The following is a 26,795-nucleotide window of genomic DNA, read 5'->3' as shown; positions in this document are numbered from 1 at the left end:
AGCAATCAGATGAACAACAAGAAGCCCTGGCTCAAGTACGTCCTCATCGGCACGCTGGTGTCCTTCGTGCTGCTCGACCTCTTCATCATCGTCAGCGGCACCCGCATCCTGGCGAGCGCGCTGCAGCCGGCACCGGCGCCGGCCCCGGGCGCGCAGGCGCTCGTGCTGGTCTGCGAGTACTTCACCGGCACCGGCTTCGAGACCCGCACCTTCCCGGCCTCGGCCGGGCTGGCAAGCTGCCCGGTCTTCCAGTGAACGAAGCCGGGGCACGCCCCCGGCGAAGCTCCCACACGACCTTGTGTTCGGCGATGAAGGATCGAGCCGCCGCGAGCGACCGTTGAAGGCGCATTGCTGACCTTCAATGCTGGTCGCCGAACGCACCCTCCCGGCCATCACCAGCCATTCAATGTGGATGCCAGAAAGCAGCCGCTCTCGACCTATTGCAGAAGCCGCACGTGCCCGAGTGTCAGGTCGCTACCCTCAGAACGCCGGCATAGGCCCGTGCTCTTTTTTCCATGCTACGGCGACGGGATGTTCAACGAGAGGGGTAACGGACAATTTCATGTACGGATACAGCGGAAGAGACCGTACCGCGGCATGAAGCTCCTCAAGACTGTCAGCCTCCCAGATGCAGCAGGTGTCAGCCGTGCCTACTGGGCGCCAGATGCGGCGCAGTTTGCCCGCTTCAATGAACTCAAAGGCGCGTGCATGTTCGCCCTGACGTAGTTGTTCTTTCAGCTCCGTCGGAGTATCGGCAGGAACGGTTACTTCGAAGTGGATTAGAAAGAGCATCGTGGACTCCTAACGGTGGGGCCGCGGAGGTCATCCTCGGCGCGAGGGGCTTGCACGGCAGTGGGTGCAGGATTGTCGGGGTGGCCAGCCTTTCAGGCTATGACCTCTAAGTGCCTTTGACGAAGGTCAGCTTCTCCTGATACTGGAGGTCCGCTACGGGTCGGGAGCGCGAGTTCGCCGCTCGAAGCTGAACTTCAGCAATGCGCCGAAAACGGCCCTGCCCGGCCTTCTGCGTTTGAACGCTCGGTATCAGCCGCGCGCCAGCACCGGCGCCAGCGCCTGCCCGGTATGCGAGCCGCTGGCCACCACCTGCTCCGGCGTGCCCTCGGCGACCACGCGGCCGCCGCCACTGCCGCCCTCGGGCCCGAGGTCGATGACCCAGTCGGCCTCGGCCACCAGGTCGAGGTCGTGCTCGATCACCACCACGCTGTGGCCGCCGTCAGCCAGGCGGTGCAGCACGCGGATCAGCTTCTCGACGTCGGCCATGTGCAGGCCGACGGTGGGCTCGTCGAGCACGTAGAGCGTGTGCGGGGCGCGGTTGCCGCGGCGCGTGACGTCGTCGCGCACCTTGCTCAGTTCGGTGACCAGCTTGATGCGCTGCGCCTCGCCGCCACTGAGCGTGGGACTGGGCTGACCGAGCGTGAGATAGCCCAGGCCCACGTCCTGCAGCAGCTTCAGCGGGTGCGCGATCGAAGGCATCGAGGCGAAGAACTCCACCGCCTCGTCGACCTCCATCTGCAGCACGTCGCCGATGCTCTTGCCGCGCCAGCTGACCTCCAGCGTCTGCGGGTTGAAACGCTGGCCGTGGCACTGGTCGCAATGCACCTTCACGTCGGGCAAGAAGCTCATCTCGATGGTGCGCAGGCCCTGCCCTTCGCAGGCCGGGCAGCGGCCCTCGCCGGTGTTGAAGCTGAAGCGCCCCGCCGCGTAGCCGCGCGCCTTGGCTTCGAGCGTCTCGGCAAAGAGCTTGCGGATCTGGTCCCAGAAGCCGATGTAGGTGGCCGGGCAGGAGCGCGGCGTCTTGCCGATCGGCGTCTGGTCGACCTCGAGCACGCGGTCGACCGGCTGCCAGCCGTCGACGCTGCCGAGGCCGTGCAAGGGCGGCAGCTTGCCGGCATCGAGCGCGTCGCGGCCGGCCTTGCTGGCCTTCTGCGCGACGATGCCCTGCACGTTGGCCAGCAGCACGTCGCGCGCCAGCGTGCTCTTGCCGGAGCCGGAGACGCCGGTGACCGCGACCATCCGGCCGAGCGGCACCGCCACGTCCACCGCCTGCAGGTTGTGCAGATTGGCGTGGCGCAGCTTGAGCCGCGGCGTCGACCCGTCGACCGTGCGCCGCGGCTGCAGCGGATGCAGCAAGGGCTTGTTGAGGAAACGCCCGGTGATCGAGTCGGCATTCAGACGCAACTGCGCGGCCGTGCCCTCGGCCATCACGCGGCCGCCGCGCTTGCCGGCGCCAGGACCGATATCGATGATGTGATCGGCGCGGCGGATCGTGTCCTCGTCGTGCTCCACCACCACCAGCGTGTTGCCGTTCTCGCGCAGCCGCGCCAGCGCATCGAGCAGCACCTGGTTGTCGCGCGGATGCAGGCCGATGGTCGGCTCGTCGAGTACGTAGCAGACGCCCTGCAGATTGCTGCCGAGCTGCGCCGCGAGCCGGATGCGCTGCGCCTCGCCGCCCGAGAGCGTGGGCGCGGCGCGGTCGAGCGTGAGGTAGCCCAGACCCACGTCTTCCAGAAAACTCAGGCGGCTCCTGATCTCGCTGACCACGTCGCGCGCGATCGCGGCCTCGCGGCCGTCGAGCTTCTGCTTCTCGATCCACTGACGTGACTCGGCCACGCTCTGCGCGGCCAGCGCCGCGATCGACTCGCCTCTGAAGCGCACCGCGCGCGCCACCGGGTTGAGTCGTGCACCGTGGCAGGCCTCGCAGGGTGCGTCGGCCACGTCCTCGACCTCGGGTTCCGCAAAGCTGCGTTCGCGGCCGCCGTTGTCCTCCTGCACCGAATCGTCGAGCGCCTTGCGCTGCTCGCGCGTCAGCGCCAGGCCGGTGCCGACGCAGTCGGGGCACCAGCCATGCTTGCTGTTGTAGGAGAACAGGCGCGGGTCGAGCTCGGGATAGCTGGTGCCGCAGGCCGGGCAGGCGCGCTTGGTCGAGAAGACCTTGACGCGGCCGATGCGCGCGGTCGGTGCGCCGGCCACCATCGCCGCCTTCAGGCCTTCTAGCGGCGCGAGCAGATGGGCCACGCCCTTGCCATGCTCGAGCGCGCTGGCCAGCAGCTTGCGCAGTTCGGCCTCGTGCTCGGCGCTGACGACCAGGTCGCCGACCGGCAGCTCGATCGTGTGCTCCTTGAAGCGATCGAGTCGCGGCCACTTGTCGGTCGGCAGGAACTCGCCGTCGACGCGCAGGTGCGAATGGCCGCGCTGCTTGGCCCACTTGGCGAGATCGGTGTAGAGGCCCTTGCGGTTCACCACCAGCGGCGCCAGCAGGCCGATGTGCTGGCCACGATGGTCGCGCAGCAGTTGTGACGCGATCGCTTCCGGCGTCTGCGGCAGCACCGCGACGCTGGCATCGGCGGTGCAGGCCGGGCAATGCTGCGTGCCGAGCTTGACGTAGAGCAGGCGCAGGAAATGCCAGACCTCGGTGGTGGTCGCGACCGTGCTCTTGCGACCGCCACGCGAGAGCCGCTGCTCGATCGCGACCGTCGGCGGGATGCCGTAGACCGCATCGACCTCGGGCCGCCCGGCTGGCTGCACGATGCTGCGCGCGTAGGCGTTCAGCGACTCCAGATAGCGCCGCTGTCCCTCGTTGAACAGAATGTCGAAGGCGAGCGTGCTCTTGCCGGAACCGGACACGCCGGTCACCACGCTGAACTTGCCGCGCGGGATGTCGACCGACAGGCCCTTGAGGTTGTGCTCGCGCGCGTTGACGATGCGGATCGCCTCGTTCTGCGATTCGCGCTTTGCCTTGACGACGGCCTGCAGTGGCCGGCCTTCCTCGGCCAGCAGCACTGTCGCCGCGCCGCCGTCGCCCAGGCTTTTTGCGTAGTCGCGCAGCGCGGCACCGGTGTGCGATGACGGATGCGCCATCAGTTCGTCCGGCGTGCCGGCCGCGACCAACTCGCCGCCGGCCTCGCCGCCCTCGGGCCCGAGGTCGACGATCCAGTCGGAGGCGCGCACCACGTCGAGGTTGTGCTCGATGACGATCAGCGAATGCCCGGCATCGAGCAGCTTGCGAAAGGCCCGCATCAGCTTGGCGATGTCGTCGAAATGCAGGCCGGTGGTCGGCTCGTCGAAGAGGAACAGCGTGCCCTTCTTCGCCACGCGTTGCGAACTCGCCGGGCCGGCCTTGGCGGCCTCGGCCAGGTAGCCGGCCAGCTTGAGCCGCTGCGCCTCGCCGCCGCTGAGCGTGGGCACCGGCTGGCCGAGCTTGACGTAATCGAGCCCGACGTCGGCCAGCGGCTGCAGCGTGCGCACCACCTCGCGATCGGCGGCGAACAGGCGCACCGCGTCGGCCACCGTCAGTTCGAGCACCTCGCTGATGCTGAACTCGCGGCCCTGGCGCTGCAGCTTCACCTCGCGGATCTCGGCGCGGAAGCGGGTGCCGTCGCAGTCCGGGCAGCGCAGGTAGACATCGCTCAGGAACTGCATCTCCACATGCTCGAAACCCGAGCCGCCGCAGGTGGCGCAGCGGCCGTCGCCGGCGTTGAAGCTGAAGGTGCCGGGGCCGTAGCCGCGCTGGCGTGCCATCGGCGCGTCGGCAAACAGCACGCGGATCGCGTCGAAGGCGCCGACGTAGCTGGCCGGGTTGGAACGCGCGGTCTTGCCGATCGGCGACTGGTCGACGAACACCGCCTCGCTGAGCCAGTCGCTGCCATGCAGCGCGTCGAACGCGCCGGGTGTCTCGGTCGCTTTGCCAAAACGGCGTGCCAACGCTGGGGCCAGCACGTCCTGCACCAGCGTGCTCTTGCCGGAGCCCGAAACACCGGTCACGCAGACCAGCCGCTGCAACGGAAAGCTGACCGTGACGTTCTTCAGGTTGTGCTCGCGCACGCCTTCGAGGATGAGCTTCGGCGTCGCCTCGTTGACGATGCGGCGCAGCCCCATGCCGATGCTGCGCCGTGCGCCGAGGTAGGCGCCGGTCAGCGTGTCGGCGGCCTTGAGCTCGGCCGGCGTGCCGTCGAAGACGATGCGGCCGCCCTGGGTGCCGGGGCCTGGGCCGAGGTCGATCACGCGGTCGGCGGCCAGCATCACGGCCGGGTCGTGCTCCACCACGACCAGCGTGTTGCCGGCGTCGCGCAGCCGCAGCATGGCCTGGTTGATGCGACCCATGTCGCGCGGGTGCAGGCCGATCGAGGGCTCGTCGAGCACGAACAGCGTGTTGACGAGCGAGGTGCCGAGCGCGGTGGTCAGGTTGATGCGCTGCACTTCGCCGCCGCTGAGCGTGCGGCTCTGGCGGTCGAGGCTCAGGTAGCCGAGGCCGACATCGCACAGGTACTTCAGGCGCGTGCGTGTCTCGTCGAGCAGCAGCTCGAGCGCGTCGTCGAGCAACGCGTCGTCAAAGCTCAGCTTGTCGAAGAAGCGGCGCAGGCGGTCGATCGGCAGCTGCATCAGGTCGTGCAGGCTCAGGCCCGGCAGTGATTCGAGCTGCTCACGGCTCCAGTCGACGCCGACCGGCATGAAGCGCCTGGCCGCGGGCATCGCCGCGTCTGCATCGTCCCTGGAGCCGATGCGCCACAGCAGCGACTCCAGCTTGAGCCGCGCGCCGCCGCAGGCGCCGCAGGGCGTGTAGCTGCGGTACTTGGACAAGAGCACCCGGATGTGCATCTTGTAGGCCTTGCTCTCGAGGTACTCGAAGAAGCGCTTGATGCCGTACCACTGCTTGCTCCAGACACCCTTCCAGTTGGGCGTGCCGTCGAGCACCCAGGCACGCTGCTCCGGTGTCAGCAGGCTCCAGGCGGTGTCACGCGGAATGCCGGCCTCGCCGGCGTACTTGATGAGGTCGTCCTGGCATTCCTTCCAGGCGGGGGTCTGCAGCGGCTTGATCGCTCCGCTGCGCAGCGTCTTGCGCTCGTCCGGAATCACCAGGCCCCAATCGACCCCGATCACGCGGCCGAAGCCGCGGCAGGTCTCGCAGGCGCCGAAGGCCGAGTTGAACGAGAACATCGAGGGCTGCGGATGGGCGTAGCGGCGGTCGCTCTCCGGGCAGTGCAGGCCCTGGCTGTAGCGCCAGACCTCGGCCTCGGCGCCCTCCTCGCCCGTGCTCGCGTAGACGTTGCAGCGCCCGCCGCCGCGCTTGAAGGCAGTCTCGATGGCCTCGACCACGCGCGGCTTCTCGGCGCCGCTGAAGCGAAAGCGATCGGCCACCACGTCGAGCACCTTCCTTGGCCCCGACGGCGTCGCCACGCTGCGCTCGGCCTGGACCCGCGTGTAGCCGCTGGCCGCCAGCCATTGCTCGATCTGCTCGGCGCTGGTGTCGGCCGGCAACTCGACCGGGAAGGTCACGATCAGGCGCGGGTCGCCCGCCGCCGAGGCACGCGCCTGCAGGTCTCGATACACCGCGCCCGGCTCGTCTTCCTTCACCGGCCGTGCGGTCTGCTGGTCGAACAGATTCGTCGCCCGCGCGAACAGCAGCTTCAGGTGGTCGTTGAGCTCGGTCATCGTGCCGACCGTGCTGCGCGAGGTACGGACCGGGTTGGTCTGGTCGATCGCGATCGCCGGCGGCACACCCTCGACCGAGTCGACCGCCGGCCGGTCCATCCGGTCCAGGAACTGGCGCGCGTAGGCCGAGAAGGTCTCGACATAGCGGCGCTGGCCCTCGGCATACAAGGTGTCGAACACCAGGCTCGACTTGCCCGATCCCGAGGGCCCGGTGACCACCGTCAGCTCGCCGGTACGGATGTCGAGGTCGATGTTCTTGAGGTTGTGCTGGCGCGCACCGCGGATGCGGATCAGACCGTGGGTCATGAAGGGGACTCGCTACTGCTCGGAAGGCCGGCCCGGGACGGGGCCCAACATTCTGCGCGGAAGGCGCGCCGGCGGCAGCGGCTTGGCGATTGCCCTCACTGCGATTTGCCCAAAGTGCAAGACCATCGGTACTGGCGGCCGCAGCTTCGCGCCCGCCCGTTCCCAGGGAGAACCCATGGCCGCCATCCGAGAAGGCCGGAGCGACGACCACCAGCCACGCGTGACCGTGCTCGGCGCCGGCCTGTCCGGCGCCAGCGTCGCGCTGGAGCTGGCCACGCAGGGCGTGCCGGTCAGGCTTGTCGAGCGCGACACGCGGCCCTTCTCGCGTGCCAGCCTGCGCAACGAGGGCAAGATCCACCTCGGCCTGATCTACGCCAACGACCCCTCGCTCGCCACCGCCCGCCTGCAGCTCGACGGGGCGCTGCAGTTCGGCGCCCTGCTGCGACGCTGGCTCGGCCCGGTCGCCGACACGCTGCGCCTCTCGACGCCCTTTCACTATCTGGTTGCCCACGACTCGCTGCTCGATGCCGATCGGCTCGAGGACCACTACGCGGCCGTGCAAGCGCTCTACGACGAGCGGCGCAAACGCGATCCGGCGCTCGACTACCTCGGCACCCGGCCCGATCGCCTGGCCCGCCGCATCGACCCGGCGCGGCTGGCACCCCACCTGCGCACCGCGCATTTCGCGGCGGCCTTCGAGACGGCCGAGCTCGCGGTCGACACCGCCCAGCTCGCCGAGCTGGTGCGCGCGGCGATCGCGGCCCACCCGCTGATCGAGCTGCGCAGCGGCCACCGCGTCGACTCGGTGAGCGCACACGGCGCAGGCTTCGTCGTCGCCGGGGGCGGCAGCGCCGGTCCCTGGTCGATCGAGGCGGAGCAGGTCGTCAACTGCCTGTGGGAGGAACGCCTGCGCATCGATCGCGGCCTCGGGCTCGAGCCGCCGCCGGGCTGGGTGCATCGCCTCAAGTACCGCGTCATCGCGCGCCTGCCGCAGCGCCTGCGCCAGGGACCCTCGGTGACGATGGTGCTCGGCCCCTACGGCGACGTGGTGGTGCGCGACGACGGCAGCGCCTACTTCTCCTGGTATCCGCTCGGCTGCAAGGGCTGGACCCACGAGATCGCGCCTCCCGCGGACTGGGACACCGCCTGCCGCGCGGCGCTGGCGCCCGAGGCGGCGCGGGCCATTGCCGCCGAGCTGCTCGGTGCCATCGACGCCTGGTACCCCGGCGCGGCCGAGAGCGAGCCGCTGCTGGTCGACGCCGGCGTCATCGTCGGCTACGGCAAGACCGACGTGAACGACCCGGCCAGCGGCCTGCACGACCGCACCCGCATCGGCGTCAACTCGCATGGTCGTTACCACTCGCTCGACCCGGGCAAGCTCACGACCGCGCCGATGTTCGGCCGCCAGGCGGCCGAGCGGGTGATCCGCGCGCTGTGATGGACGACGGGCAACGCCTGCCGCGCGTGGTTGCCTGCCTGCCGGCCTGGAAGGCCGAGACCTTCATCGAGCCCACGCTGGCCTCGCTGGCCGCGCAGAGCTACCCGAACCTGCAGATCCTGATCGCCGACGACGCCTCGCCCGACGGCACCTGGGCGCTGTGCCAGCGCTTCGCGCAGGGCCGCGCCAACGTCGAGCTGCACCGGCAGCCGCGCAACCTGGGCTGGATCGGCAACGTCAACTGGCTGCTGCGCCATGCCGACGGCGACTACCTCTTCTTCGCCTTCCACGACGACCCGTTGGAGCCGGGCTACGTCACGGCGCTGGTCGAGGCGCTGGAGCGCAACCCGCAGGCGGTGCTCGCCTTCAGCGACGCGGTGGTCGACTTGCGCGGCGAGGGCGAGGCCTGGGTACGGACCATGAGCTTCAGCGCGCTCGACGGCCTGGCCAGCGCGCGCGCGCGCCTGGCGGTGATGACCCTGCGACCGAGCCAGTGGTGGCTGCCCAACCGCGGCCTGCTGCGCAGCTCGGCGGTGCGGCGCGTGGGCGGCATGCGCCGCCACCTGGCCGGCGAGTTCTGCGCCGACTGGCCCTGGCTGCTGCACCTGAGCCTGCTCGGCGAGTTCGTGCGCGTGCCCCAGCCGCTGGTGCACAAGGTCTGGCGCCGCGAGGGGCTGTCCAAGTCATGGCGCTGGACCACGCACAAGCGCGCCGCGGTCACGCTGGCCTGCCTCACCGAGATCCTGCGCGCCGACCTGCCGCTGCGCCAGCGGCTGCGCCTGGCGGCCGACTTCGGCGGCTACTGGGGCCGGCGCGCGCTGCAGGGGATCGGGCGCCGACTGGGCCGGACCTGAGCGCCCGGAGCTACGCCGCGCGGTGCGCGCCGTGAAAGCCGCGCCAGGTGGCCGCCAGCGGTGCCGCGAACAGCAGCGCGAAGCCCAGGTTCAACACCGCGTTCTGCCAGAAGCCCGACCACAGCGAGAACGTCGTGTCCGGCACGAACCAGGCCGCGACCGACACCGCCAGCATCTGCCAACCATCCTTCTCACCGCGACCGAAGGGCCCGCGGACCACCAGCAGCATCAGCGCGCCCCAGCCGAACATCACGGCACCGAGAACCGCGTGGACTAGGGCGATGTAGGCGGCGGCCTCGGCACCGAAGCCGGCGATGCGGCCGCTCGATCCGTAGATCAGCAGACTGAAGCCCTGCTGCGTCAGCAGCGGCGCCAGCACCATCGCCAGGCCGAAGAGCATGACGCCGATGCTGGCGAGCTGAAGCCAGCGGATCCAGAACAGTGAGGGTGTCGACAGCATGTTCAACGCGTGATCGCAACGCAGATCAGGCTAAGCCGATCTTCTTCGCCGCCGTACGCATCTTCGCATCCGCATCCGGCGCGAAGCGGAAAGACGACAGCAGGTCTTCGCTGCAATAGACCGGAGGCCTGGAAGTCCCGGCCCGGTGTTGACGATGGTCTGCCTTCGCGCGGATCTTCGATCGCCTGACGAATCACACGCCTACTTCGGCGGAAGCAGGCCGGGCAGGATGGAGTGCAAAGCAAGCCTCAGCTCTGCGTCAGGCTGTTGATTGAACTCGTCGACGTAGCCCCAGTAGCGCAGCTCTTGGTTCTCAACCGCAATCAGATAGATGTCCGTCGGGGCGCCTTGCTTCACTCTGTAAAAGACAAAGCTCCGGCCGCCTGCTGATGCCTGGTGTACCGAAAGGGCGGTTATCCGCTGGACGGCAATGCCTTGGTCAAGTGACAGGTGAACTTGTGCCTTGGAACTGCTTCCTGAGACGACCGCAGTTTGCGGAGGCTCCGGGGAGACGCGAGTGGCGCATCCGGACATGAAGACAGCGCATAGCGACAACAGAATGTTTGCTCTGTTCACAGCGCTTTTCGCCACGGACCGGTCCAAAGTCAATTGATGAAGCCCGCCAGGGTAGCGCGCCCTTTCCTCGACATTTCCTTGCGCGTCAGTACTGACGTGCTGAACGTCACGCAACACTTGCTTCTCTCGCGCATCGCGCACTGCCTCAATATCCCGCCAGAAATCTCTCCACCAGCCCGATCTGCGCCACCGTGTTCAGCGCCGGCGCGTGGCCGCAGTCGGCGATCTCGACCACCGCCGCGCGCGGGCCGCGCAGGCGCATCTGCTCGGTGGTCTCACGCAGCAGCAGGTCGCTGTGCTCGCCGCGCAGGCACAGCACCGGCAGCTCGAGGCTGTCCCACTCGGCCCAGCGCTCGTAGTCGTCGGGACGATGGATGAACTGCTGCGCCATCGCCGGGTCGTAGTGCGGCGTCACGCGGCCGTCGGGCAGACGCCGCACCGAGGTCTCGGTGAGCCGGCGCCATTGCTCGTCGCTGAGCCAGCCGTAGGGTGCGTAGACGCTACGGAAGTAGGCCTCGAGCTCGGTCACCGTGTCGAAGGCCGCCGGCGCGCCGGCATAGCTGCGGATGCGCTCGATGGCCTTGGGCGCCAGGCTCGGCCCGTTGTCGTTGAGCACCAGGCGCTCGATGCAGCCGCGCAGCGGCCCGGCCGCCGCCACGGTGCCGATCGCGCCGCCCATCGAGGTGCCGAGCCAGTGGCAGCGCTCGATGCCCAGTTGCTGCAGCAGGTCGACCGCCTGCCGAACGTAGAAGTCGAGGCAGTACTCCTGCGCCGGCAGCGGGCTCCACTGGCTCAGGCCGCGGCCGACGGTGTCGGGGCAGATGACTCGCCACCGCTTGTCGGGTGCCCCCAAGGCCTCCGCTTCGCGGCGTCCGCCCCCCCGAGGGGGAGCAGTCGAACTTGGGGCGGCCCGGCGTTCGCCTGACAGGTGGCGCGCGATCTCGTCCATGTCGCGCCCGGTGCGCGCCAGGCCGTGCCAGGCGATCACGACCTCGGCCTGCGGCGCGCCCCACTCCACGTAGTGCAACTCGCGACCCGCGCAGCGCAGGTAGTTCGACTTCATCCCCGCTCCCCGATCATCCTCACCCCGCTCAACGGCGGAGCTTGCCGCCGCTGCCGATCACGGTGACCTCGACAAAGCGCGAACCGACCCGCTGCTTCGGCCCGAAGCCGACCGTCATGCCGCCCAGGTCGTAGGACTCCATCGACTCGAGCGCGCGGATCAGCCCGGCGCGCGTGGGCTTGGGGCCGGCGCGGCGCAGCGCCTCGACCAGCACCTTGGCGCCGAGGTACTCCTCGAAGTTCGTGTAGTTGACCTGCTCGCCCGGCGCGAACTTCTGCAGCCGCTCCTGGAACTCGCGCACCACCGGCAGCATCGGTACGTAGGGATAGGGCACGACCTGGCTGATCGCGAGGCCGCGCGCCGCACCTTCACCGGCCAGCTTGACCAGCTCGGCCGGATCGACCACCGAGATGTTGAACAGCTGGCCGCCACCGCCGGCCGCGCGGTACTGCTTGACGAAGGCCGCGGCCGGCTTGTTGACCGCGATCATGATCACCGCCTGCGCCTCGGCGGCGCGCACGCTCCTGACCGCCTCTTCGACGTCGGTCGTGTTGCGCTCGTAGCCGGCGGCGACCGCCGGCACCCGCTGGCGCCTGGCCAGCGCGGCCTCGACGCCGGCCAGGCCGGCCTTGCCGAAGGCGTCGTTCTGGTACAGCACCGCGACGCGCTCGATGCCCTGCGTCGTGAGCTGCTTGACCATGTGCTCGGCCTCGTCGGCATAGCCGGCGCGCAGGTGGAAGATCCACGGGTTGTAGGGCGAGCGCAGCGGCTCGCCGCCGGTGTAGGGCGCGACCAGCGCGATGCCGGCCTGCTCGAGCGTCTTCTCGGCCAGCAGCTTGCCGATGTTGGCGGTGCCGGCAAAGCCGAACAGCGCGACCACCTCGGGCCTGGCGGTCAGCTCCTGGGTCAGGCGCAGCGTCTCGTCGACCTTGTAGCCATCGTCGACGACGATGGTGCGGATCTTCGCGCCGTGCACCCCGCCCTGGGCGTTGATCCAGTCGAAGTAGACCTGGCCGCCGACCACCATCTGCTTGCCGGTGGTCGCCAGCACGCCGGTCAGCGGCGCGACCTGGCCGATCACGATCTCGGATCCGGCCGCGCCGGCACTGCTGCCGGCCGCGGCCAGCAGCAGCGCGGCCAGCTGCGTGCGAAGAATTCCCCAACGACCTGTCTTTTTCATTTGTCTCTCTCTCTCTACGGAAATCGGCGGGCGGCGCCCGCTCAGTTCGGCACGTTCAGCGCATTGCCGGCAAAGCTGATCTGGTCACCCACGACCGGCGCGGCCGCGATCGCCGGCACGTTGGCGGCGGTGATCGCCGGCGCCGCACCCGGCGCGCCGCCGCGCGGCACGGTGCGCACCACCTGGCTCGGCGGCAGCGCAGTCCCGCTCTTCAGGTGCGCGTGCATCGCGTCCATCGCGCGCACGAAGTAGACGTGAAGCGGCACGAAGCGGGAGTCGAAGCCGCCGAAGGACAGGAAGCTGTCGAAGTGCTGGGCGTTGGTGACCTCGATGTAGCTCAGCCGGCTGGCCGCGCCCTCGATCGTGCGGTTGTAGGCCGTGTAGGCGCGCGCGTTGTGGTTGACCGGCACCAGCGCGTCGCTGCGGCCGGCGACGACGATCGTCGGCTTGCCGCGCAGGTTGCCGTTGACCAGAACCTCGGCGATGCCGGCACGCACCGCCGCGCTCTGGGCCGCGGTGGGAACGCTGCTCGCCGTCAGCGCGGCACCGCTGACCGGATCGGTGCCGGTCACCAGCGCGCGCTGGCACAGCGCGTTGTCGAGGCCGAAGTCGGCCACGCCGGTCGAGGGCGAGACCGCGAACTGCCACGCCCTGGCGCCACCGACCGAGTCGTTGTAGACCACGCCGGCCGGAGCGCCGTTGGCGGTGCCGTTGGCGCTCGCGAAGCTGCCGGCCAGCACCACGGCGCTGACCGGTGCGACGGCACCGGTGGCGGCATTGGTCGCCGCGAAACTGGTGTTGCACAGGTTGGCCTCGAGGCCGAAGCGGCCATAGGCCATCGGGTACATCGCCGACAGGATCGGGCCGTTGCCCAGCGCGTAGTGGGCGTTGTGCATGCGGTCGTGGTCGACGGTCCAGCCGAAGGCGCGCAGCTTGTTGAGCGCGTCGAGCGACTGCTCGGCGGTCGTGACACCGGTGACCAGGCCCTTGGCCGCGAGACCGGTGCAACGCGCGGTGGCGCGTGCGGTCATGCCGACCAGCGGGATGTAGTTGAAGATCGAAGCCTCGGCCATCGTGGCGTCCGCGGCCAGCGCGGCGCAGGGCTGGTAGAGGTTGCCGAAGGTCACGTAATCGGCCAGCGGACGGCCGTAGGCCCCGGCCACGGGCGTGCCGCCCTGCTGGATGGCGTAGCCGCTACTGGTCGGCATCTCGGTCACCGGTTCGCCGGCGACCACGCCGTCGATCAGGCCCTCGGTGTCGAGCTCGGCCGCGCGCAGCACCGCGGCGCCGCCGTTCGAGACCGAGCCGGCGATGACCAGCGTGTTGGCCGCGGTGAAGGGCACCGGCGTGATCGTCGTGCCGTGGATGCCGTTGAGCACGTACATCGCGTAGCGCGCCGCCGCCAGCGTGTCCGAGCCCCAGTCCTTCTCGGGGTTCTGCTGCGAATGGGCCTGCTTGATCGCGATGCGGTCCGGGAACAGCGCGTTGAAGGCGGTGCGCGCCGCGTCGCTGAGGTTGGCGGCAAAGAAGCTCAGGCTGCCGGCGGCGGCGCGCGTGGCGCGCGTGCCGTCGATGCGGTTGACCGTGTCGTCCATCGGGTTGTAGAGACCGACACCCTTGCCGGCGTCGGTCAGCGCGACCGCGCAGCCATGCTTGAGGCCCCATTCGCCGGCGCTGCCGATCGCGCCGTAGACGCCGCGCGAGCCGGAAGACGGCCCGAGCACGACGCAGGGGTTGTGCGGATCGAAGCTGTCGGGCACCTGCACCGCGATCACGACCTGCTTGCGGCCGCTGCCGTCGTCGAGCGTGGCGACGTATTCGCGGCCGGGGATCATGCCCTCGCTCGCGGTCAGGCTGCCGCCGGTCGTGATGTTCGGACCGTAGAGGCTGCCGTAGCCGCCGTTGGCCGTGATGTCGACGATGCCTCGGTAGTTGCCATGCAGCGCATTGCGGCGCAGCTCGATCGCGCTCGGGTTGGCGGGATCGGCGTAGGCCGGCGCGGCCAGTGCGAGGCCGCCCTTGCCGAGGCCGCCGGTCAGCAGGTCCTGTGTGGCCGCCGTGGTGCCGAAGGGCGAGCCGGTCGGCGCGTTGGCCGGGTAGGCGGTCACGCCGAGCTGCGTGATGCCGGCCGGCAGCGTGTTGACGGGCGTCGGCTCGTCGTCGTCGCCGCAACCGGCCAGCAGGGCCGCAAGCGCGGCCAGGGCCAGCGCGCTGGCAGCGCTCGGGATGCGTTTGGCGTGGATCGTCTTCATGGGTCTTCTCCGTTTGTTTCTGGCGAGGGACTTCAGGAGTGCGACCCGCGAGCCGCCCGAAGACGTCCGACGATGCCGCTGGGAAAGTGATAGACGCAGAGCACGAAACCGAGCCCGAGCCAGAGCAGCCAGCGATCGGGCGAGACCAGCTCGCCGACGATGGCCGGCAGTTGCGGCAGGCTCGTCAGAGCGTCGTGCGCGAGCTTGAGCAGCGCCTGCAGGTAGCCCTGCGCGAGCAGGAAGAGCGCGCTGCCGACCACCGCGCCGTAGAGCGTGCCCATGCCGCCGATGACGACGATCAGCAGCACGTCGAGCATGATCTCGAAGGAGAGCGTGGTCTCGGGCCCGGTGTAGCGCAGCCACAGCGCGAGCAGCACGCCGGCCAGCGTGGCGAAGCCCGCCGCGAGCATGTTCGACAGCGTGCGGTAGGCGACGACGCGAAAGCCGATGGCCTCGGCGCGAAAGTCGTTGTCGCGGATCGCCTGCAGCACGCGGCCGAAGGGCGAGTTGACGATGCGCAGCAGCGCCAGGAACAGCCCGGTGCTGGCGAGGAACAGCAGGTAGTAGCTGAGGATCCGGCCGTCGATCATGACGCCGAGGAAGGGTTCCTCGAAGGGCTCGAAGCTCGGCGAGAGCCAGGCCGGGTTGCGGAACGAGAGCCCGTCCTCGCCGCCGGTGAAGTCGCTCAGTTGCGAGGCCAGCGTCAGGAAGGCCGAGGCCACCGCGAGCGTGATCATCGCGTAGAAGATCGCCTTGACGCGCAGCGAGAACAGGCCGATCACCAGCGCCAGCAGCAGGCTCACGACCAGCGCCAGCAGCGTGCCGATCGCAACCGCGCCGAAGCCCTCGCCGAGCCGCGTGCTGGCGATCGCCACGCCGTAGGCGCCGATGCCGAAGAACATCGTGTGGGCGAAGCTGACGATGCCGGTGTAGCCCAGCAGCAGGTCGTAGCTCGCGACCAGCACGACGAAGATGCAGATCTTGGCGGCGACGCTCAGCGCACGGCTGCCCTCGAAGACGAAGGGCGCGAGCGCGAGGCCGACGAAGACGACGAGCAGCGCGGCGGCGAGCCAGCGGCTGCGCGGCAGGTCGTGGGAGAGAAGACGGTTCAGCATGGCGGTCTTCTCTTCATCAACGGTTCGTCACCGGGTACAGCCCTTGCGGCCGCCACAGCAGCACCGCGACCATCAGCCCGATGTTGGAGAACAGCGCGACCTTGGGCGCGAGGAAGCCGGTGTAGTTGGCGACCAGGCCCACCAGCAGCGCGCCGACGAAGGCGCCGAAGGTCGAGCCGAGCCCGCCGATGATGATCACGATGAAGATCAGCACGTTGACCTGGGCGCCGATCTGCGGCGTCACGCTCTGCTGGTAGAGCCCCCACATCACACCGCCGAGGCCGGCCAGCGCCGAGCCGGCGACGAAGACGCCGACGAAGAGCGTGCGAATGCGGTAGCCGAGCGACTCGACCATCTCGCGGTCCTGCACGCCGGCGCGCACCAGCAGGCCGATCTTGGTGCGGTTCAGCGTCCACAGCAGCGCGGTCAGGACCAGCAGGCCGACCAGCACCGCCAGCACGCGGTACTTCTCGATCGCCGCGGCGTCGCCGAACACCGGCACCAGGATCGCGCCGCGCAGCGCCTCGGGCAGTGGCAGCGGCAGCTGGGCCGGGCCCCAGACCACCTTGATCAGCTCCTCGCCGACGATCATGCCGCCCATCGTGATGAGGATCTGCTTCAGGTGCTGGCCGTAGACCGGGCGCACGATCAGGCGCTCGAAGACCAGGCCGGCAACGCCGGCGATCAGCACCGCGGCGAGCATCGCGGCGCCTATCGCGAGCAGGTTCGAGCCCAGCGAGGCGCTGCCGGCAAGAGCACCCATGCCGCCCATCACGCTCACCGCCACGTAGGCGCCGAGCGCGATGAACACGCCGTGGCCGAAGTTCAGCACGTCCATCAGGCCGAAGACCAGCGTCAGGCCGGAGGCGATGACGAACAACATCATCCCCATCGCCAGCCCGGCAACGGTCAGCGTGACCCAGGTCGAACCGCTGCCGATCGCGGGCAGCGCAGCGAGCATCACGCCGGCCAGCAGCAGCAGCGGCTGCCAGTCGATCGGGGTCTTCGGAATGGCGGATGCAGCGGTGCCGGTGACCGTGGCGGCGTTCATTGGTGGGCTCCCAGTGCCAGCCCGAGCAGGCGCTGTTGCAGCGTCTCGTCGGCGGCCAGTTCGGCCATCGCGCCGGCGTGGACGACGCGGCCGTCGTCCATCACCGCGACGCTGTCGCCGACCGCCTTGGCCAGCATGAAGTTCTGCTCGACCAGCAGGATCGTCACCTGCTGCCGCTTGAGCTCGTTGAAGGCCTCGACCAGGTTGCGGATGATCGATGGCGCCAGGCCCTTGCTCGGCTCGTCGATCAGCAGCAGCTTGCGCGGCTCGACGATCGCGCGCGCGATCGCCAGCATCTGCTTCTGGCCGCCGCTGAGCTTGCCGGCCGGGTAGAGCCAGAACTTCTTCAGCGCCGGGAACAGGCCGAAGACCCAGTCGAGCCGGGCCTTGTCGAGCGCATCGACGCGGGCCGCGGAACGCGCGGCGAGCACCAGGTTCTCGGCCACCGTCAGGTCGCCGAAGATGCCCATGCTCTCGGGCACGTAGGCGATGCCGCGCTGCGCGATCGCCGGCGTCGGCAGTTGCGCATTGCCGGGGCCGCCGATCGCGGCGCCGTCGAAGCGGACACTGCCGCTCGATGCCTGCCACAGGCCCATGATCGTGCGCAGCGTTGTGCTCTTGCCGGCGCCATTGCGGCCCAGCAGCATCGTCACCTCGCCCTCGGGCACGACGAGGTCGACGCCATGGAGGATGTGATACGCGCCGATGTGGGTGTGGACACCGGCCAGTTCGAGCAGAGGCTTCACGCGGCCTCCTCCTCTGCCACGACGCCGAGGTAGGCCTGCTGCACCACCGGCGAGGCAATCACCGCCGCCGGTTCGCCATCGGCCACCAGCTGCCCCTGGTGCAGCACGACGATGCGGTCGGCCAGCTCGCGCACCACGTCCATCTTGTGCTCGACCAGCAGGATCGCGCGGTCGCGCCGGCTCTTGAGCGAGCGGATCAGGTCGAGCACGACCGGCACCTCGTCCACGCTCATGCCGGCGGTCGGTTCGTCGAAGAGATAGACCTTGGGATCGAGCGCGATCAGCAGCGCCACCTCCAGCTTGCGCTGGTCGCCATGCGGCAGGCTGGCGGCGGGTGCGTCGGCGCGGTCGGCCAGGCGCACTTGCTCGAGCAGGCCCATCGCCTCGTCGATCCAGGTGCGGCGGTCGAGCCAGACGCGGGCCAGGTCGAAGACGCCGCTGACGCGTCCGGCGCTGGCCTCGTGGCGGCCCTGCGCGCGCGCCTGCACCGCCAGCCGCACGTTCTCGAGCACCGACAGCGTCGGGAACAGCTGCGTCAGCTGGAAGGCACGGCCGAGCCCCTTGCGCGTGCGCAGCGGGGCCGGCAGCGTGCCGATGTCCTCGCCGTCGAGCCAGACCGAGCCGCTCGAGGCACGCAGTTGCCCGGACACGAGGTTGAAGTAGGTCGTCTTGCCGGCGCCGTTGGGCCCGACGATCGCGGTCAGCGTGCCGGCGGCGAAGGCGCAGGACACGCTGTCGACCGCCACGTGGCCGCCGAAGCGGATCGTCAGGTCCCTGGTTTCGAGGAGAGCGGCCATTGCTTCAACTTCTGGTGGGGCGTGCGGCTCAGGGGCAGGTGCCGATGACGTAGTAGCCGGGCGAGGTCTGCTTCAGCGTCGTCGTGACGAAGGTGTTCCACAGCCCCATGTTCTGGTTCGAGCCGTTCGCCAGCGCGTATCCGCCGCTCTGGTGTGCACGGCCGGCGGTGGTGTGGGCGTAGTTGCTGCTCGTGAAGCAGGTCGCAGGCGGCGGCGCGGTGCCGGTGGTGGCGCCGGTCGCGGCGCTCGACTGCGCGCCGACGACGCCGCTTGCATCGACCGCGGCCACGGTCCAGCTGTAGGTGGTCGCCGCGGCCAGGCCGGTGTCGGTGTAGCTGGTGCCGGCTACCAGCGCGCTGTTGACTTGCGTGCCGCCGCGGTAGACGTTGTAGCCGCTGGCGCCGCTGACGCTGCCCCAGGCGATCACCATGCTCGACGCGGTCGCGCCCGAGGTGCCGACGCCGGTCGGTGCCGGCAGCGCGGTACCGCCGCCACCGCCACCGCCGCCGCCGCTGCCGGTGCCCGAGGCGAGGCGGTCGACCATCGCCTTGATCGCCGCCATCTGGGTGCCGGCCTTCTGCGCGAAGTTGCTGCCGTACCAGCCGACCCAGTCCCAGCAACCGTTGGGATTGGCCAGCGAACCGCTGGCGGCGGTGCCGCGGCTGGTGCTGTCGACCTTGGCCTGCGGGAACAGCACGATGATGTTGTTGGTGTCGGCCCAGCGCGAGTAGCCGGTGTTCTTGACGAACTTGTCACTGATCGCCACGGTGTGCTGTTGGCAGCCGTGCAGCGCCACGTGCAGCTTGCACTGCGTGCCCGCGGCGCAGCTCGCCGGCACGTAGAGCCAGCCGGTGGCCGCCATGCCGGGGTTGCCGTTGCTGTAGGCGCTCTGGTCGAACTCGATGTAGTTGGCGGCCGCCGGCGCGTTGTTGCGTGCGTTGAGCGTGCCGTAGAACTTGCTCAGCGCGGCCTTGGCGCCGTCATAGCCGCAGTTGCTGATGTAGGGCGAGGCGCTGCTGCTGCAGGCGTTGTTGCCGGTGGCGTCGAAGTCGGTCGGGAACACGTGCGCGGTGCTGGCGCGCCTGACGTACTCCAGGTTCGCCGCAGGCACGCCGTTGTTGGTGTACTGCGTCTGCACCGCGTTCATCGGATTCGGTCCGACGGTGTAGTCGCTGTTGCCGACGAACATATAGATCTTCTGGTTCGCCACGTTCGACTTGCTGTCGATCGCCGTGCCGCTCCAGTTGTTGATGTCGGCCTGCATCGTGCTCAGCATGCTGGCCGAGACGGTGGCGTTGTACATGCAGGCGGTGTAGTTGCTGTGGCCCGCGCACATGTAGGGGCCGGCGGCAAAGACGCCGACGCCCATGAAGGTCGACGAGTAGGCGTAGCCGAGCTGGTTGGCCATGAAGCCGCCGGCCGACAGGCCCGACACGCTGATCTTGCTGGTGTCGACGTTGTACTGCGGCAGGGCGACCGCGCCGAAGGCGCTGCCGCTGCACAGCGCGGCCACCAGGGCCAGCGCGCGCAGGAAGTTGCTGCTGTTCATGTGCCTTGTCTCCTCGTTGTTGGTGTGAAGGAAAAGCTCTCCCCTCGCCTCCGTGTTTGCGGAGGTCGCACTGCAACTGCAAGAAGTGATGCGGCCGGGGCGTTTTGCCCGGCCGCGTGCGCGTCAGCGCTTGTTGCGGATCGGCACCGCCATCTCTTCGGGCTTGATCTCGCGCACCAGCTCGGGCACGCCCCAGGCGAAGGCCGGGTCGGCCTTGATCTTGAAGTGGTACATCGACTGCATCGCCTGGTGATCTTCCTTGCGGAAGGTCATCTTGCCCTTGGGCGTCTCGAAGCTCATGCCCTCCATCGCGGTGATGAGCTTGTTGGTGTCGGTCACGCCACCGGTCTTCTTGAGCGCCTCGACCAGCGCGATGCCCGCGCTCATGCCACCGGCAGTGAAGAAGTCGGGCGGGGTCTTGTATTCCTTGTAGTGGTTGGCGACCAGCCACTCGTTGACCGGGTTCTTCGGGATGCCGAAGTAGTAGTAGGTGGCGCCTTCCATGCCGGGGAACTGCTTGTAGTTCGCCATCGCCGGCAGGATGTTGCCGCCGGTGGCGATCTCGATGCCGTGGCGCTTGAGGTCGAGGTCGGCGATCTTGAACGGATTGCCCGCACCGGCCCAGATGATGAAGATCACCTTGCGACCCGGCTTGTCCTTGAGCGCATCGATCAGGCGCTGGGCACCGGCGGTGAAGTCGGTGGTGGTGGTCGGCAGGTATTCCTCGTGGACGATCTTGGCCTTCTTGATCGCGTCCTTGAAGGCCTTCACGCCGTCACGGCCGAAGGCGTAGTCCTGCGCCAGCATCGCGATCGTGGTGCCTTCCTTGTCGAGCGCCACCGCGTTGCTGATCGCGTCCTGGCTGCTGTTGCGGCCGGTTCGGAAGATGTACTTGTTCCACTTGTCGCCGGTGATCGAGTCGGCCACCGCGGGCTCGACCAGCAGGATCTTCTTGGCTTCCTCGGCCACCGGCAGCAGCGCCAGCGCCACGCCGGAGCTGCTCGGGCCGACCGCGATGTCGGCCTTGTCGTCGGCGTAGGCGGCGGCGAGCTGGGCCTTGCCCACGTCGGGCTTGCCCTGGTCGTCCTTCTCGATCAGCACCAGCTTCCTGCCGTTCACCATCATCGTGCCGCCGGTGGCGTACTGCAGGCCGAGCATCAGCCCGGTCTGGGTCTGCTTGCCATAGGCCTCGAGCGGCCCGGTCTTGCTGTAGACATGGGCGATGCGGATTTCCTTGGCAGCATCGGCCGCCAGCGCGGCACCCGGCAGGGCGAAGGTGGTGGCAGCCAGCGCGGCGGCGGCGATCAGCGCGCGGCGGGCGCGGGTCGGGTGGCGATTCATCGTTTCGTCTCCTCAGGTCGGCCTGTGTTCGGCCGTGGTGAGCCTGCTATCCGCAAGCCATGTGCCATTGGGGGAGAACCCTTGAATCGAGGTCGACAGAGCCGGCTGGCGCGGCCAAACGTGCCATAGGACCGCAGCACCGGACAGCGCCGCTGTCCGCCGATCGGACAGTGTCCGAGGGTTCGGACAGCGGCCGTGCGACCGCAAAGCGGCGCCGGCGGGCAGTGATTGATGCAGCCGGTGTCGACCCGTTGAAGGCATTCGCAGCCACCTTTAGCTGACATTGACGGCTGGCTGCTCGGCCCCGACCTCCGCCGGGTCCGAGGTTCGATGCCTATGCGCATTGGGTGTTGGGTTCCGGTGGTATCGAAGTCGGGTGCCGCCCGACCACTCGGAGTTTCCTAGCGCTTGGGCACGGGATTGGCTGCCCGCCAGGCTTGCGCGCGCTCGTGGGCCTCAGTCAGTTTGTGCCTGGCCAGCCAGGCCTCGAAGGAGGGCCGCCTGCGCACCGGGTCGTACTCCGCGTCGAACAGCACCCGGGCGCGGCCCTGGATGTCGCCGGAGTGGTCCACCTCCAGATGCTCGACAACCGCATCCGGTCGTCCTAGCAGGAACTCCTGCCAGGCGGTGGCGTGCGCGTCCAGATTCTTGCGTTGGCGCATGGCGGCCTGGTCCTCTGGCGCTCCGTAGCGGATCAAGAAGGTCGTGAAGTCCCGCTCACGAGCAAGCCGCAACGCTTCGTCGCGGCGTCCGAGCATCAGCAGGCAGTGAGCCTTCTCCGCCAGTGCGCGCACGGAATTCGGGTCGAGCGCCAGGGCCAGCTCGGCCTCCTGCAGTGCCTGGGCCGGCTGGTTCGCGTGGCGAAGTGCCATCGCATAGTTGAGGCGTGCCCAACCGACCAGCGGTACAGGCTCGGCAGCCCGCCTGAATGCCGGGAGTGCCCCGCCCATGTCGCCCGCGTGCAGTTTCAGCTCGGCCGTCCACCCGTGGCCCGCCGATGAGTCGGGGTCGATGTCGAGCGCACGCTGTGCGTGGCGCCGTAGCGCTTGCATGTCGTCGGCGATCTTGGCCGCCGCGCCCAGCAGGCCATAGGCATGATCGTAGCGAGGATCGATCCGCAAGGCTTCCTGCAGATAGTTGGTCATCCGCTCGCTCGCGACCTGCTTGGACAGCTTGCCGATGAGTGCCAGCCCGAGCACCTGATCCGCCAGGGCCACATGGGCGCGAGCGAAGTTCGGGTCGAGCGCCAGCACGCGCTCATAGGCCGCGACGCGTTGGCCCGCCGGCAGGCCCTTGGCCTCCAGGAAGGCCTGCCAGGCCTCGGGACTCGTCGTGCCCCGACCGCCAAAGCTCGCCGAGTCGTCGATCGACTGTGTCAGGCTGCCTGCAATGCCCAACGCGATCTCGCCCTGGGCAACCAGCACGTCCTTGAATTCGCGGTCGAAGGACCGCGACCAGAGCACCGCGCCGTCGGCTGCATTCAGCAGTTGGGCGCTGATGCGCACGCGCGAGCCGTCCCGCCGAACGCTACCGCCGACCAGGTAGCTGACCCCGAGTTGGCGCGCCATCTCGGCCATCGGCACCTGCTTGCCCTTGAAGTAGAAGGACGAGTCGCGTCCCGTCACGCGCAGGCCGCGCACGCGCGAGAGCAGGCCGATCAACTCGTCCGTGACCCCGTCGGTGAGGAGTTCGTTCGCCTTGTCGTCGCCCAGGTTAGCGAAGGGCAAGACCGCGAGCGTCTTGCGCGCGGTCGCCGCGTCGAAATTGCTGGCCGCGACGCCGCTCGATGGTGTCCGCGACACCACGGCCTGCCAGGCAACGCCCGCCACCGCCACCACCACCAAGGCCGCTGCGATGGCGACGAGCACCCTGCGCGACTTCAGACGACGCGGCGCAGCCGTGTTACCGGCCCGGACGCGGAACACCTGCACCGGCCGCGAGATGTTCTTGACCGACTGGGCGCCCATGTTCTCGAAGTGCGCTGCCACATGCCCCTGAACCGCCATCTGCACCGACTGCGACACGGCGAGGCCGTCGGCATCAGCCAGCGCCTGCAAGCGTGCCGCGATGTTGACGCCGTCGCCGTACACGGTGCCGTCCGCCTTCTCGAACACATCGCCCAAGTGGACGCCGATGCGGAAGCGCAGGCACTGCTCGGGCGGTATTTCACTGCGCTGCTCGTCCAACCGGGCCTGCACCGCAAGGGCCGCGACCACCGCACCAGCCGCGGTGTCGAACACGGCCAGCACGGAGTCGCCGGCCGTGTCGACCAAACGTCCACCGTGAGCGGAAATCTGTTCGCTGAACATGGCGCGCGCCGTGTCGAGCATGGCCACAGTCGCTCGTTCGTCGGCGGCCATCAGGCGCGAGAAGCCCACGCCGTCGGCTGCCAGGATGGCCAGCAGGCGGTGCCGCAGCTCGGAGTTCTCCATGCGCCAAATGATCTCAGGCAGCGACGACTGACGCTAGCGTACCGTGGACATTCACGATCGATTGGTTACTGGTCGCCCTCTGTACGACGGTCCCATGGATCTTTGTGAATGAACAACCTCATGCAGAGTCACTTCTTCGCGAGCTATCGAAGACTGAGTGAGATCAATCGCTTGCGAGTGAGCGCTCTGCGGCACTGGGGGCCCAGGTCCGTTTGTGGTCGACTGCAGACACTGTCGAACAACAGCCTGCCGGCATCCTGCCTCGGCCGCGTGCAGGAAGCGGGGCGTCGCCGAAGTCCGGTCGCAACTCGTGCGAGAAGCTGGCGCGCCGATTGGCGCGACCCAGACTGAACCCTTGCTCTGACGTTCGCGCCAGATCAACGTCTGCCGCGACCTACGACCTCGCCAGGTCCGGCCACCTCGCCAGCTTCTCGTACAGCGTCGCCCGCGAGATCTGCAGCAGCTTTGCAGCCGCCACGCGGTTGCCACCGGTGCTGCGCAGCGCCGCCTCGATCGCGGCGCGCTCCATCGCCGCGCGTCGCTCGGGCAGCGGCGCGGCCGGCGCCGGCGCGGTGGCGACGGGCGCCGGTGTCTGCGCCGCCGCGGAGAAATGGCCGGCCGTCAGCACCAGGTCATCGCTCATCAGCGCCGCCTGCTCGAGCGCGTTGCGCAGCTCGCGGATGTTGCCGGGCCAGGCCTGGCGCGCGAGCCACTCCAGCGCGTCGGGCGCCAGGCTGCGCGCGGTGAGGCCGCTGCGACGCGAGATGTCCTCGAGCAGCGCCTCGGCCAGCGCCTCGATGTCGGCCAGCCGTTCGCGCAGCGCGGGCAGGCGGATCGGCACCACCGCCAGGCGGTAGTAGAGGTCTTCACGGAAGCGTCCCTCGCGCACCATCGCACCCAGGTCGCGCGAGGTGGCGGCGATCACGCGCACGTCGACGCTGATCACGCGGTTGCTGCCGAGCGGCTCGAGCTCGCGCTCCTGCAGCACGCGCAGCAGCTTGGCCTGCAGCGCCAGCGACATGTCGCCGATCTCGTCGAGGAACAGCGTGCCGCCGTCGGCGAGCTTGAACTTGCCGTCGCGGCCTTTTCTGTCGGCGCCGGTGTAGGCACCCGGCGCGACGCCGAAGAACTCGGCCTCGAGCAGGGTCTCGGGCACCGCCGCGATGTTGACGCCGACGAAGGCCGCGCGTGCCCGCGCCGAGGCGGCGTGGATCGCATGCGCCATCAGTTCCTTGCCGGTGCCGGTTTCGCCGAGCAGCAGCACGGTGGCGTCGGTCGAGGCCACGCGCCGGGCCTGGCGCTTGACCTCGAGGGCCGGGCCGCTGCCGCCGATGAAGCTGGCGATCGTGTACTTGGGGCGGCGGTGCGCGGCCAGTTCGGCGCGGGCATCGTCGAGTTCGCGCTGCAGGCGCGAGAACTTGGCCAGCAGCGGCTGCATCGAGCCCGGGTGCGTGGCGTCGGGCGCATCGAGCAGCACCACGCCGAGCGCCCCGATCACGGCACCGGATTCGTCGCGCAACGGCAGCCGGGTCACGAGAAAGGTGCCGGACTTGTTGCTGATCAGGTCCACGAGGATCGGCTTGCCGGTCTCGAGCACCTGGTGCATCGCGGTGTTCGGGATCACCTCGGCCACCGGGTGGCCGACGAAGTCCTCCTCGCGCTCGAAACCGAGCAGCGGCAGCAGGCGCCGGTAGCCATCCGAGATCCAGACCACGCGCGCATTGCGGTCGACCAGCAGCATGCCCTGGCTGCTCTGGTCGAACAGCGAGAACATCGAGGCCGCGGCCAGCTTGAGCACGCTCTGCGTGTCGCGCGGCAGAGCATTCGCGTCGTTCGTGGCGGGGGTGGTCGGCACGGGCGGCATGGTACGCCGCAGGCACCGCGCGTCGCCTCGGCGACAACCCGCGCCAACCGCGAAGGAGCTCACGATGCCCGAGCAACTGACCAAGCATCCGGAGATCACGATCACGGTCCTGAAGAGCGCCGGCGCGCAATGCGCCGAAGGCGCGCGCCAGGACATCCTGCGCGCCTGTCCGGCCGCGCGCTTCTGCAAGCTTCCGGGCGGCGAGCTCTGCGTCTACGGGCTGCCCGAGGCCACGAGCATGACGCAGATCGACAGCGCCGACTGGAGCGCGTTGCGCGGCGCCACGCAGGATGGCGGCAGCGCCGCGCTGCCGGCGGCGACCGGGCTCGCGCTGCCGGCGGCATCCGGACTCGCGCTGCTGGCGGCGATGGCGCTCGCGCTGATGGCGCTCGGCATCGCGATCGGCTGGCGGCTGGCGCGCCGGCGGCCACCGCGCTAGCGAGACCGCCGCCGGGCCGGACTCACCAGCGCAGTTCCAGTCGCAGTTCCCAGCCGCGGCCTGTGGGTCGGGGCGGAGCACCGACCGGCTGCCACGCGGGGTTGCGTGCGATCCGGCCGCTTGGCACGAGTGCGACGCTGAGCTGGGTCGGCACGCCGAAGAGCCGGTCGGTGAGCCCGTTCAGCGTTCCGAGCGGGTCGGTCAGGACCAGCAGCGTGCGGTCCAGCGTGCCCAGCGTGGGTTGCGCCAGCAGGCTCGCGCGCAGCGGCATGAACACGTACTCGCCGAGCAGCCAGCCGGCCACCGGCGTCACCACCAGGTCCTGGTACGAGACCGGCTCGAACATGGCCTCGGCGCCGAACTCGTAGAGCGTCGACAGCAAGACCCCGTACCAGAAGGCCTGCATGCGGTCGAGGCGCCGCTCGCGGCCGCGCACGTAGTAGGCGGCGCCCCAGTAGGGATGCAGCAGGTAGTTGACGACGTGCTGGTCATCGTCCCATTGCGGGTTCGTCACGTTCTCGCGCCACTGGTCGAAGCTCGCGTTGTCGCGGTCGAAGTTCGTCATGTGGGCGGGCAGCGCATAGAGCACCGCGACCGTCGCCACCTGGTAGCCCAGGAAGTACAAGGTGTCGCGCTTGAGTCCCGCGATGTCGGGCCCCGGCCCAGGCGCCGTCTCGTCGTCCTGCGCCGGGGCGCCGATCGCCAGCAGCAGCGCGACAAGGGCCAGCAGGCCGAGCCAGAGAGGGCGACGCCATCCACGCCCGGATGGCCTAGGTCGATGCGGGTCCGGGCTGCGCGTCGGCGACGCTGCGCCGAGGGGCGCGGCGGGGCGGATCGTCGGCAGGGACATGCCGGGCATGGCGACAAGGTTCGGGCGCGGCACCT

General features: G+C 69.3%; 20 protein-coding genes. 4 read left to right on the top strand and 16 right to left on the bottom strand.

Annotated features, from left to right (window positions below; genetic code table 11):
- The first annotated feature begins 9 nt into the window (after window positions 1–9).
- The gene (locus tag EV670_RS00810) at window positions 10–255 is read left to right on the top strand and encodes a hypothetical protein (protein ID WP_130429927.1); all 246 of its coding nucleotides are present in this window, start codon (window positions 10–12) and stop codon (window positions 253–255) included.
- A 225-nt stretch (window positions 256–480) separates the two neighbouring features.
- Here EV670_RS00810 and EV670_RS00805 read toward each other — a convergent pair whose 3' ends face one another.
- Entirely contained in the window at window positions 481–792 is a 312-nt protein-coding gene (locus EV670_RS00805; protein ID WP_130429926.1) for a muconolactone Delta-isomerase, read from the bottom strand.
- Between the two features lie 249 nt (window positions 793–1,041).
- On the bottom strand, window positions 1,042–6,753 hold the full coding sequence (gene uvrA, locus EV670_RS00800) for an excinuclease ABC subunit UvrA (protein ID WP_130429925.1): 5,712 nt from the start codon (window positions 6,751–6,753) through the stop codon (window positions 1,042–1,044).
- A gap of 175 nt (window positions 6,754–6,928) precedes the next feature.
- Between uvrA and EV670_RS00795 the strand changes: the two genes are divergently transcribed.
- Complete coding sequence (locus tag EV670_RS00795; protein WP_130429924.1) at window positions 6,929–8,191, top strand: FAD-dependent oxidoreductase; 1,263 nt, start codon at window positions 6,929–6,931, stop codon at window positions 8,189–8,191.
- Complete coding sequence (locus EV670_RS00790) at window positions 8,191–9,045, top strand: glycosyltransferase family 2 protein (protein WP_130429923.1); 855 nt, start codon at window positions 8,191–8,193, stop codon at window positions 9,043–9,045. Before EV670_RS00795 ends, EV670_RS00790 begins: the two co-directional genes overlap by 1 nt.
- 10 nt (window positions 9,046–9,055) lie before the next feature.
- On the opposite strand, the gene EV670_RS00785 is transcribed toward EV670_RS00790, so the two are convergent.
- The 13 genes from EV670_RS00785 to EV670_RS00725 all read right to left on the bottom strand — a co-directional run bounded on the left by EV670_RS00785 (window position 9,056) and on the right by EV670_RS00725 (window position 25,471).
- On the bottom strand, window positions 9,056–9,505 hold the full coding sequence (locus EV670_RS00785; RefSeq protein ID WP_130429922.1) for a hypothetical protein: 450 nt from the start codon (window positions 9,503–9,505) through the stop codon (window positions 9,056–9,058).
- A gap of 201 nt (window positions 9,506–9,706) precedes the next feature.
- Window positions 9,707–10,195, bottom strand: coding sequence for a hypothetical protein (locus EV670_RS00780; RefSeq protein WP_130429921.1), 489 nt, complete (start codon window positions 10,193–10,195; stop codon window positions 9,707–9,709).
- Between the two features lie 31 nt (window positions 10,196–10,226).
- Window positions 10,227–11,144 (bottom strand): alpha/beta fold hydrolase, encoded by a 918-nt coding sequence (locus EV670_RS00775; RefSeq protein WP_130429920.1) that lies wholly within the window; start codon window positions 11,142–11,144, stop codon window positions 10,227–10,229.
- A gap of 28 nt (window positions 11,145–11,172) precedes the next feature.
- Window positions 11,173–12,324 carry an ABC transporter substrate-binding protein gene (locus EV670_RS00770; protein ID WP_130429919.1) on the bottom strand — a complete coding sequence of 384 codons (1,152 nt, stop codon included), beginning with the start codon at window positions 12,322–12,324 and terminating at the stop codon, window positions 11,173–11,175.
- 41 nt (window positions 12,325–12,365) lie between these two features.
- Window positions 12,366–14,576 (bottom strand): 3-hydroxybutyrate oligomer hydrolase family protein, encoded by a 2,211-nt coding sequence (locus EV670_RS00765; protein WP_130429918.1) that lies wholly within the window; start codon window positions 14,574–14,576, stop codon window positions 12,366–12,368.
- Window positions 14,577–14,608: 32 nt separating this feature from the next.
- Window positions 14,609–15,691, bottom strand: coding sequence for a branched-chain amino acid ABC transporter permease (locus EV670_RS00760; RefSeq protein WP_130429917.1), 1,083 nt, complete (start codon window positions 15,689–15,691; stop codon window positions 14,609–14,611).
- 16 nt (window positions 15,692–15,707) lie between these two features.
- Window positions 15,708–16,742, bottom strand: coding sequence for a branched-chain amino acid ABC transporter permease (locus tag EV670_RS00755; protein ID WP_130429916.1), 1,035 nt, complete (start codon window positions 16,740–16,742; stop codon window positions 15,708–15,710).
- Window positions 16,739–17,488 carry an ABC transporter ATP-binding protein gene (locus EV670_RS00750; protein WP_130429915.1) on the bottom strand — a complete coding sequence of 250 codons (750 nt, stop codon included), beginning with the start codon at window positions 17,486–17,488 and terminating at the stop codon, window positions 16,739–16,741. The genes EV670_RS00755 and EV670_RS00750 overlap by 4 nt, the downstream gene beginning before the upstream one ends.
- Window positions 17,485–18,285, bottom strand: a complete 801-nt coding sequence (locus EV670_RS00745; RefSeq protein WP_130429914.1) for an ABC transporter ATP-binding protein — start codon at window positions 18,283–18,285, stop codon at window positions 17,485–17,487. Before EV670_RS00745 ends, EV670_RS00750 begins: the two co-directional genes overlap by 4 nt.
- 28 nt (window positions 18,286–18,313) lie before the next feature.
- Entirely contained in the window at window positions 18,314–19,834 is a 1,521-nt protein-coding gene (locus EV670_RS00740) for an extracellular catalytic domain type 2 short-chain-length polyhydroxyalkanoate depolymerase (RefSeq protein WP_130429913.1), read from the bottom strand.
- Between the two features lie 123 nt (window positions 19,835–19,957).
- Window positions 19,958–21,175, bottom strand: a complete 1,218-nt coding sequence (locus EV670_RS00735; RefSeq protein ID WP_130429912.1) for a substrate-binding domain-containing protein — start codon at window positions 21,173–21,175, stop codon at window positions 19,958–19,960.
- A 401-nt stretch (window positions 21,176–21,576) separates the two neighbouring features.
- Entirely contained in the window at window positions 21,577–23,607 is a 2,031-nt protein-coding gene (locus EV670_RS00730) for an adenylate/guanylate cyclase domain-containing protein (protein ID WP_130429911.1), read from the bottom strand.
- A gap of 394 nt (window positions 23,608–24,001) precedes the next feature.
- A complete protein-coding gene (locus tag EV670_RS00725; protein ID WP_130429910.1) occupies window positions 24,002–25,471 on the bottom strand; it encodes a sigma-54 interaction domain-containing protein in 1,470 nt (489 codons plus the stop codon).
- Between the two features lie 64 nt (window positions 25,472–25,535).
- On the opposite strand from EV670_RS00725, the gene EV670_RS00720 reads away from it, so the two are divergent.
- On the top strand, window positions 25,536–25,910 hold the full coding sequence (locus EV670_RS00720; protein WP_130429909.1) for a hypothetical protein: 375 nt from the start codon (window positions 25,536–25,538) through the stop codon (window positions 25,908–25,910).
- 22 nt (window positions 25,911–25,932) lie between these two features.
- On the opposite strand, the gene EV670_RS00715 is transcribed toward EV670_RS00720, so the two are convergent.
- The gene (locus EV670_RS00715) at window positions 25,933–26,769 is read right to left on the bottom strand and encodes a DUF3943 domain-containing protein (protein ID WP_130429908.1); all 837 of its coding nucleotides are present in this window, start codon (window positions 26,767–26,769) and stop codon (window positions 25,933–25,935) included.
- Window positions 26,770–26,795 lie beyond the last annotated feature (26 nt).

Source organism: Rivibacter subsaxonicus (genome assembly GCF_004217215.1).
Taxonomy (GTDB): domain Bacteria; phylum Pseudomonadota; class Gammaproteobacteria; order Burkholderiales; family Burkholderiaceae_C; genus Rivibacter; species Rivibacter subsaxonicus.
The sequence above is the reverse complement of the archived record's forward strand: the minus strand, read 5'-3'. Positions and strand labels throughout refer to the sequence as shown.

Excerpts from the sequence above, each read along its gene's own strand:
- EV670_RS00720 (WP_130429909.1), top strand. The coding sequence starts at position 25,536 with ATGCCCGAGCAACTGACCAAGCATCCGGAGATCACGATCACGGTCCTG.
- EV670_RS00745 (WP_130429914.1), bottom strand. The coding sequence starts at position 18,285 with ATGGCCGCTCTCCTCGAAACCAGGGACCTGACGATCCGCTTCGGCGGC.
- EV670_RS00770 (WP_130429919.1), bottom strand. The coding sequence starts at position 12,324 with ATGAAAAAGACAGGTCGTTGGGGAATTCTTCGCACGCAGCTGGCCGCG.
- EV670_RS00785 (WP_130429922.1), bottom strand. The coding sequence starts at position 9,505 with ATGCTGTCGACACCCTCACTGTTCTGGATCCGCTGGCTTCAGCTCGCC.
- EV670_RS00715 (WP_130429908.1), bottom strand. The coding sequence starts at position 26,769 with ATGCCCGGCATGTCCCTGCCGACGATCCGCCCCGCCGCGCCCCTCGGC.
- EV670_RS00730 (WP_130429911.1), bottom strand. The coding sequence starts at position 23,607 with ATGGAGAACTCCGAGCTGCGGCACCGCCTGCTGGCCATCCTGGCAGCC.
- EV670_RS00755 (WP_130429916.1), bottom strand. The coding sequence starts at position 16,742 with ATGAACGCCGCCACGGTCACCGGCACCGCTGCATCCGCCATTCCGAAG.
- EV670_RS00735 (WP_130429912.1), bottom strand. The coding sequence starts at position 21,175 with ATGAATCGCCACCCGACCCGCGCCCGCCGCGCGCTGATCGCCGCCGCC.
- EV670_RS00795 (WP_130429924.1), top strand. The coding sequence starts at position 6,929 with ATGGCCGCCATCCGAGAAGGCCGGAGCGACGACCACCAGCCACGCGTG.
- EV670_RS00760 (WP_130429917.1), bottom strand. The coding sequence starts at position 15,691 with ATGCTGAACCGTCTTCTCTCCCACGACCTGCCGCGCAGCCGCTGGCTC.
- EV670_RS00805 (WP_130429926.1), bottom strand. The coding sequence starts at position 792 with ATGCTCTTTCTAATCCACTTCGAAGTAACCGTTCCTGCCGATACTCCG.
- EV670_RS00740 (WP_130429913.1), bottom strand. The coding sequence starts at position 19,834 with ATGAACAGCAGCAACTTCCTGCGCGCGCTGGCCCTGGTGGCCGCGCTG.
- EV670_RS00775 (WP_130429920.1), bottom strand. The coding sequence starts at position 11,144 with ATGAAGTCGAACTACCTGCGCTGCGCGGGTCGCGAGTTGCACTACGTG.
- EV670_RS00725 (WP_130429910.1), bottom strand. The coding sequence starts at position 25,471 with ATGCCGCCCGTGCCGACCACCCCCGCCACGAACGACGCGAATGCTCTG.
- EV670_RS00810 (WP_130429927.1), top strand. The coding sequence starts at position 10 with ATGAACAACAAGAAGCCCTGGCTCAAGTACGTCCTCATCGGCACGCTG.
- uvrA (WP_130429925.1), bottom strand. The coding sequence starts at position 6,753 with ATGACCCACGGTCTGATCCGCATCCGCGGTGCGCGCCAGCACAACCTC.
- EV670_RS00765 (WP_130429918.1), bottom strand. The coding sequence starts at position 14,576 with ATGAAGACGATCCACGCCAAACGCATCCCGAGCGCTGCCAGCGCGCTG.
- EV670_RS00790 (WP_130429923.1), top strand. The coding sequence starts at position 8,191 with ATGGACGACGGGCAACGCCTGCCGCGCGTGGTTGCCTGCCTGCCGGCC.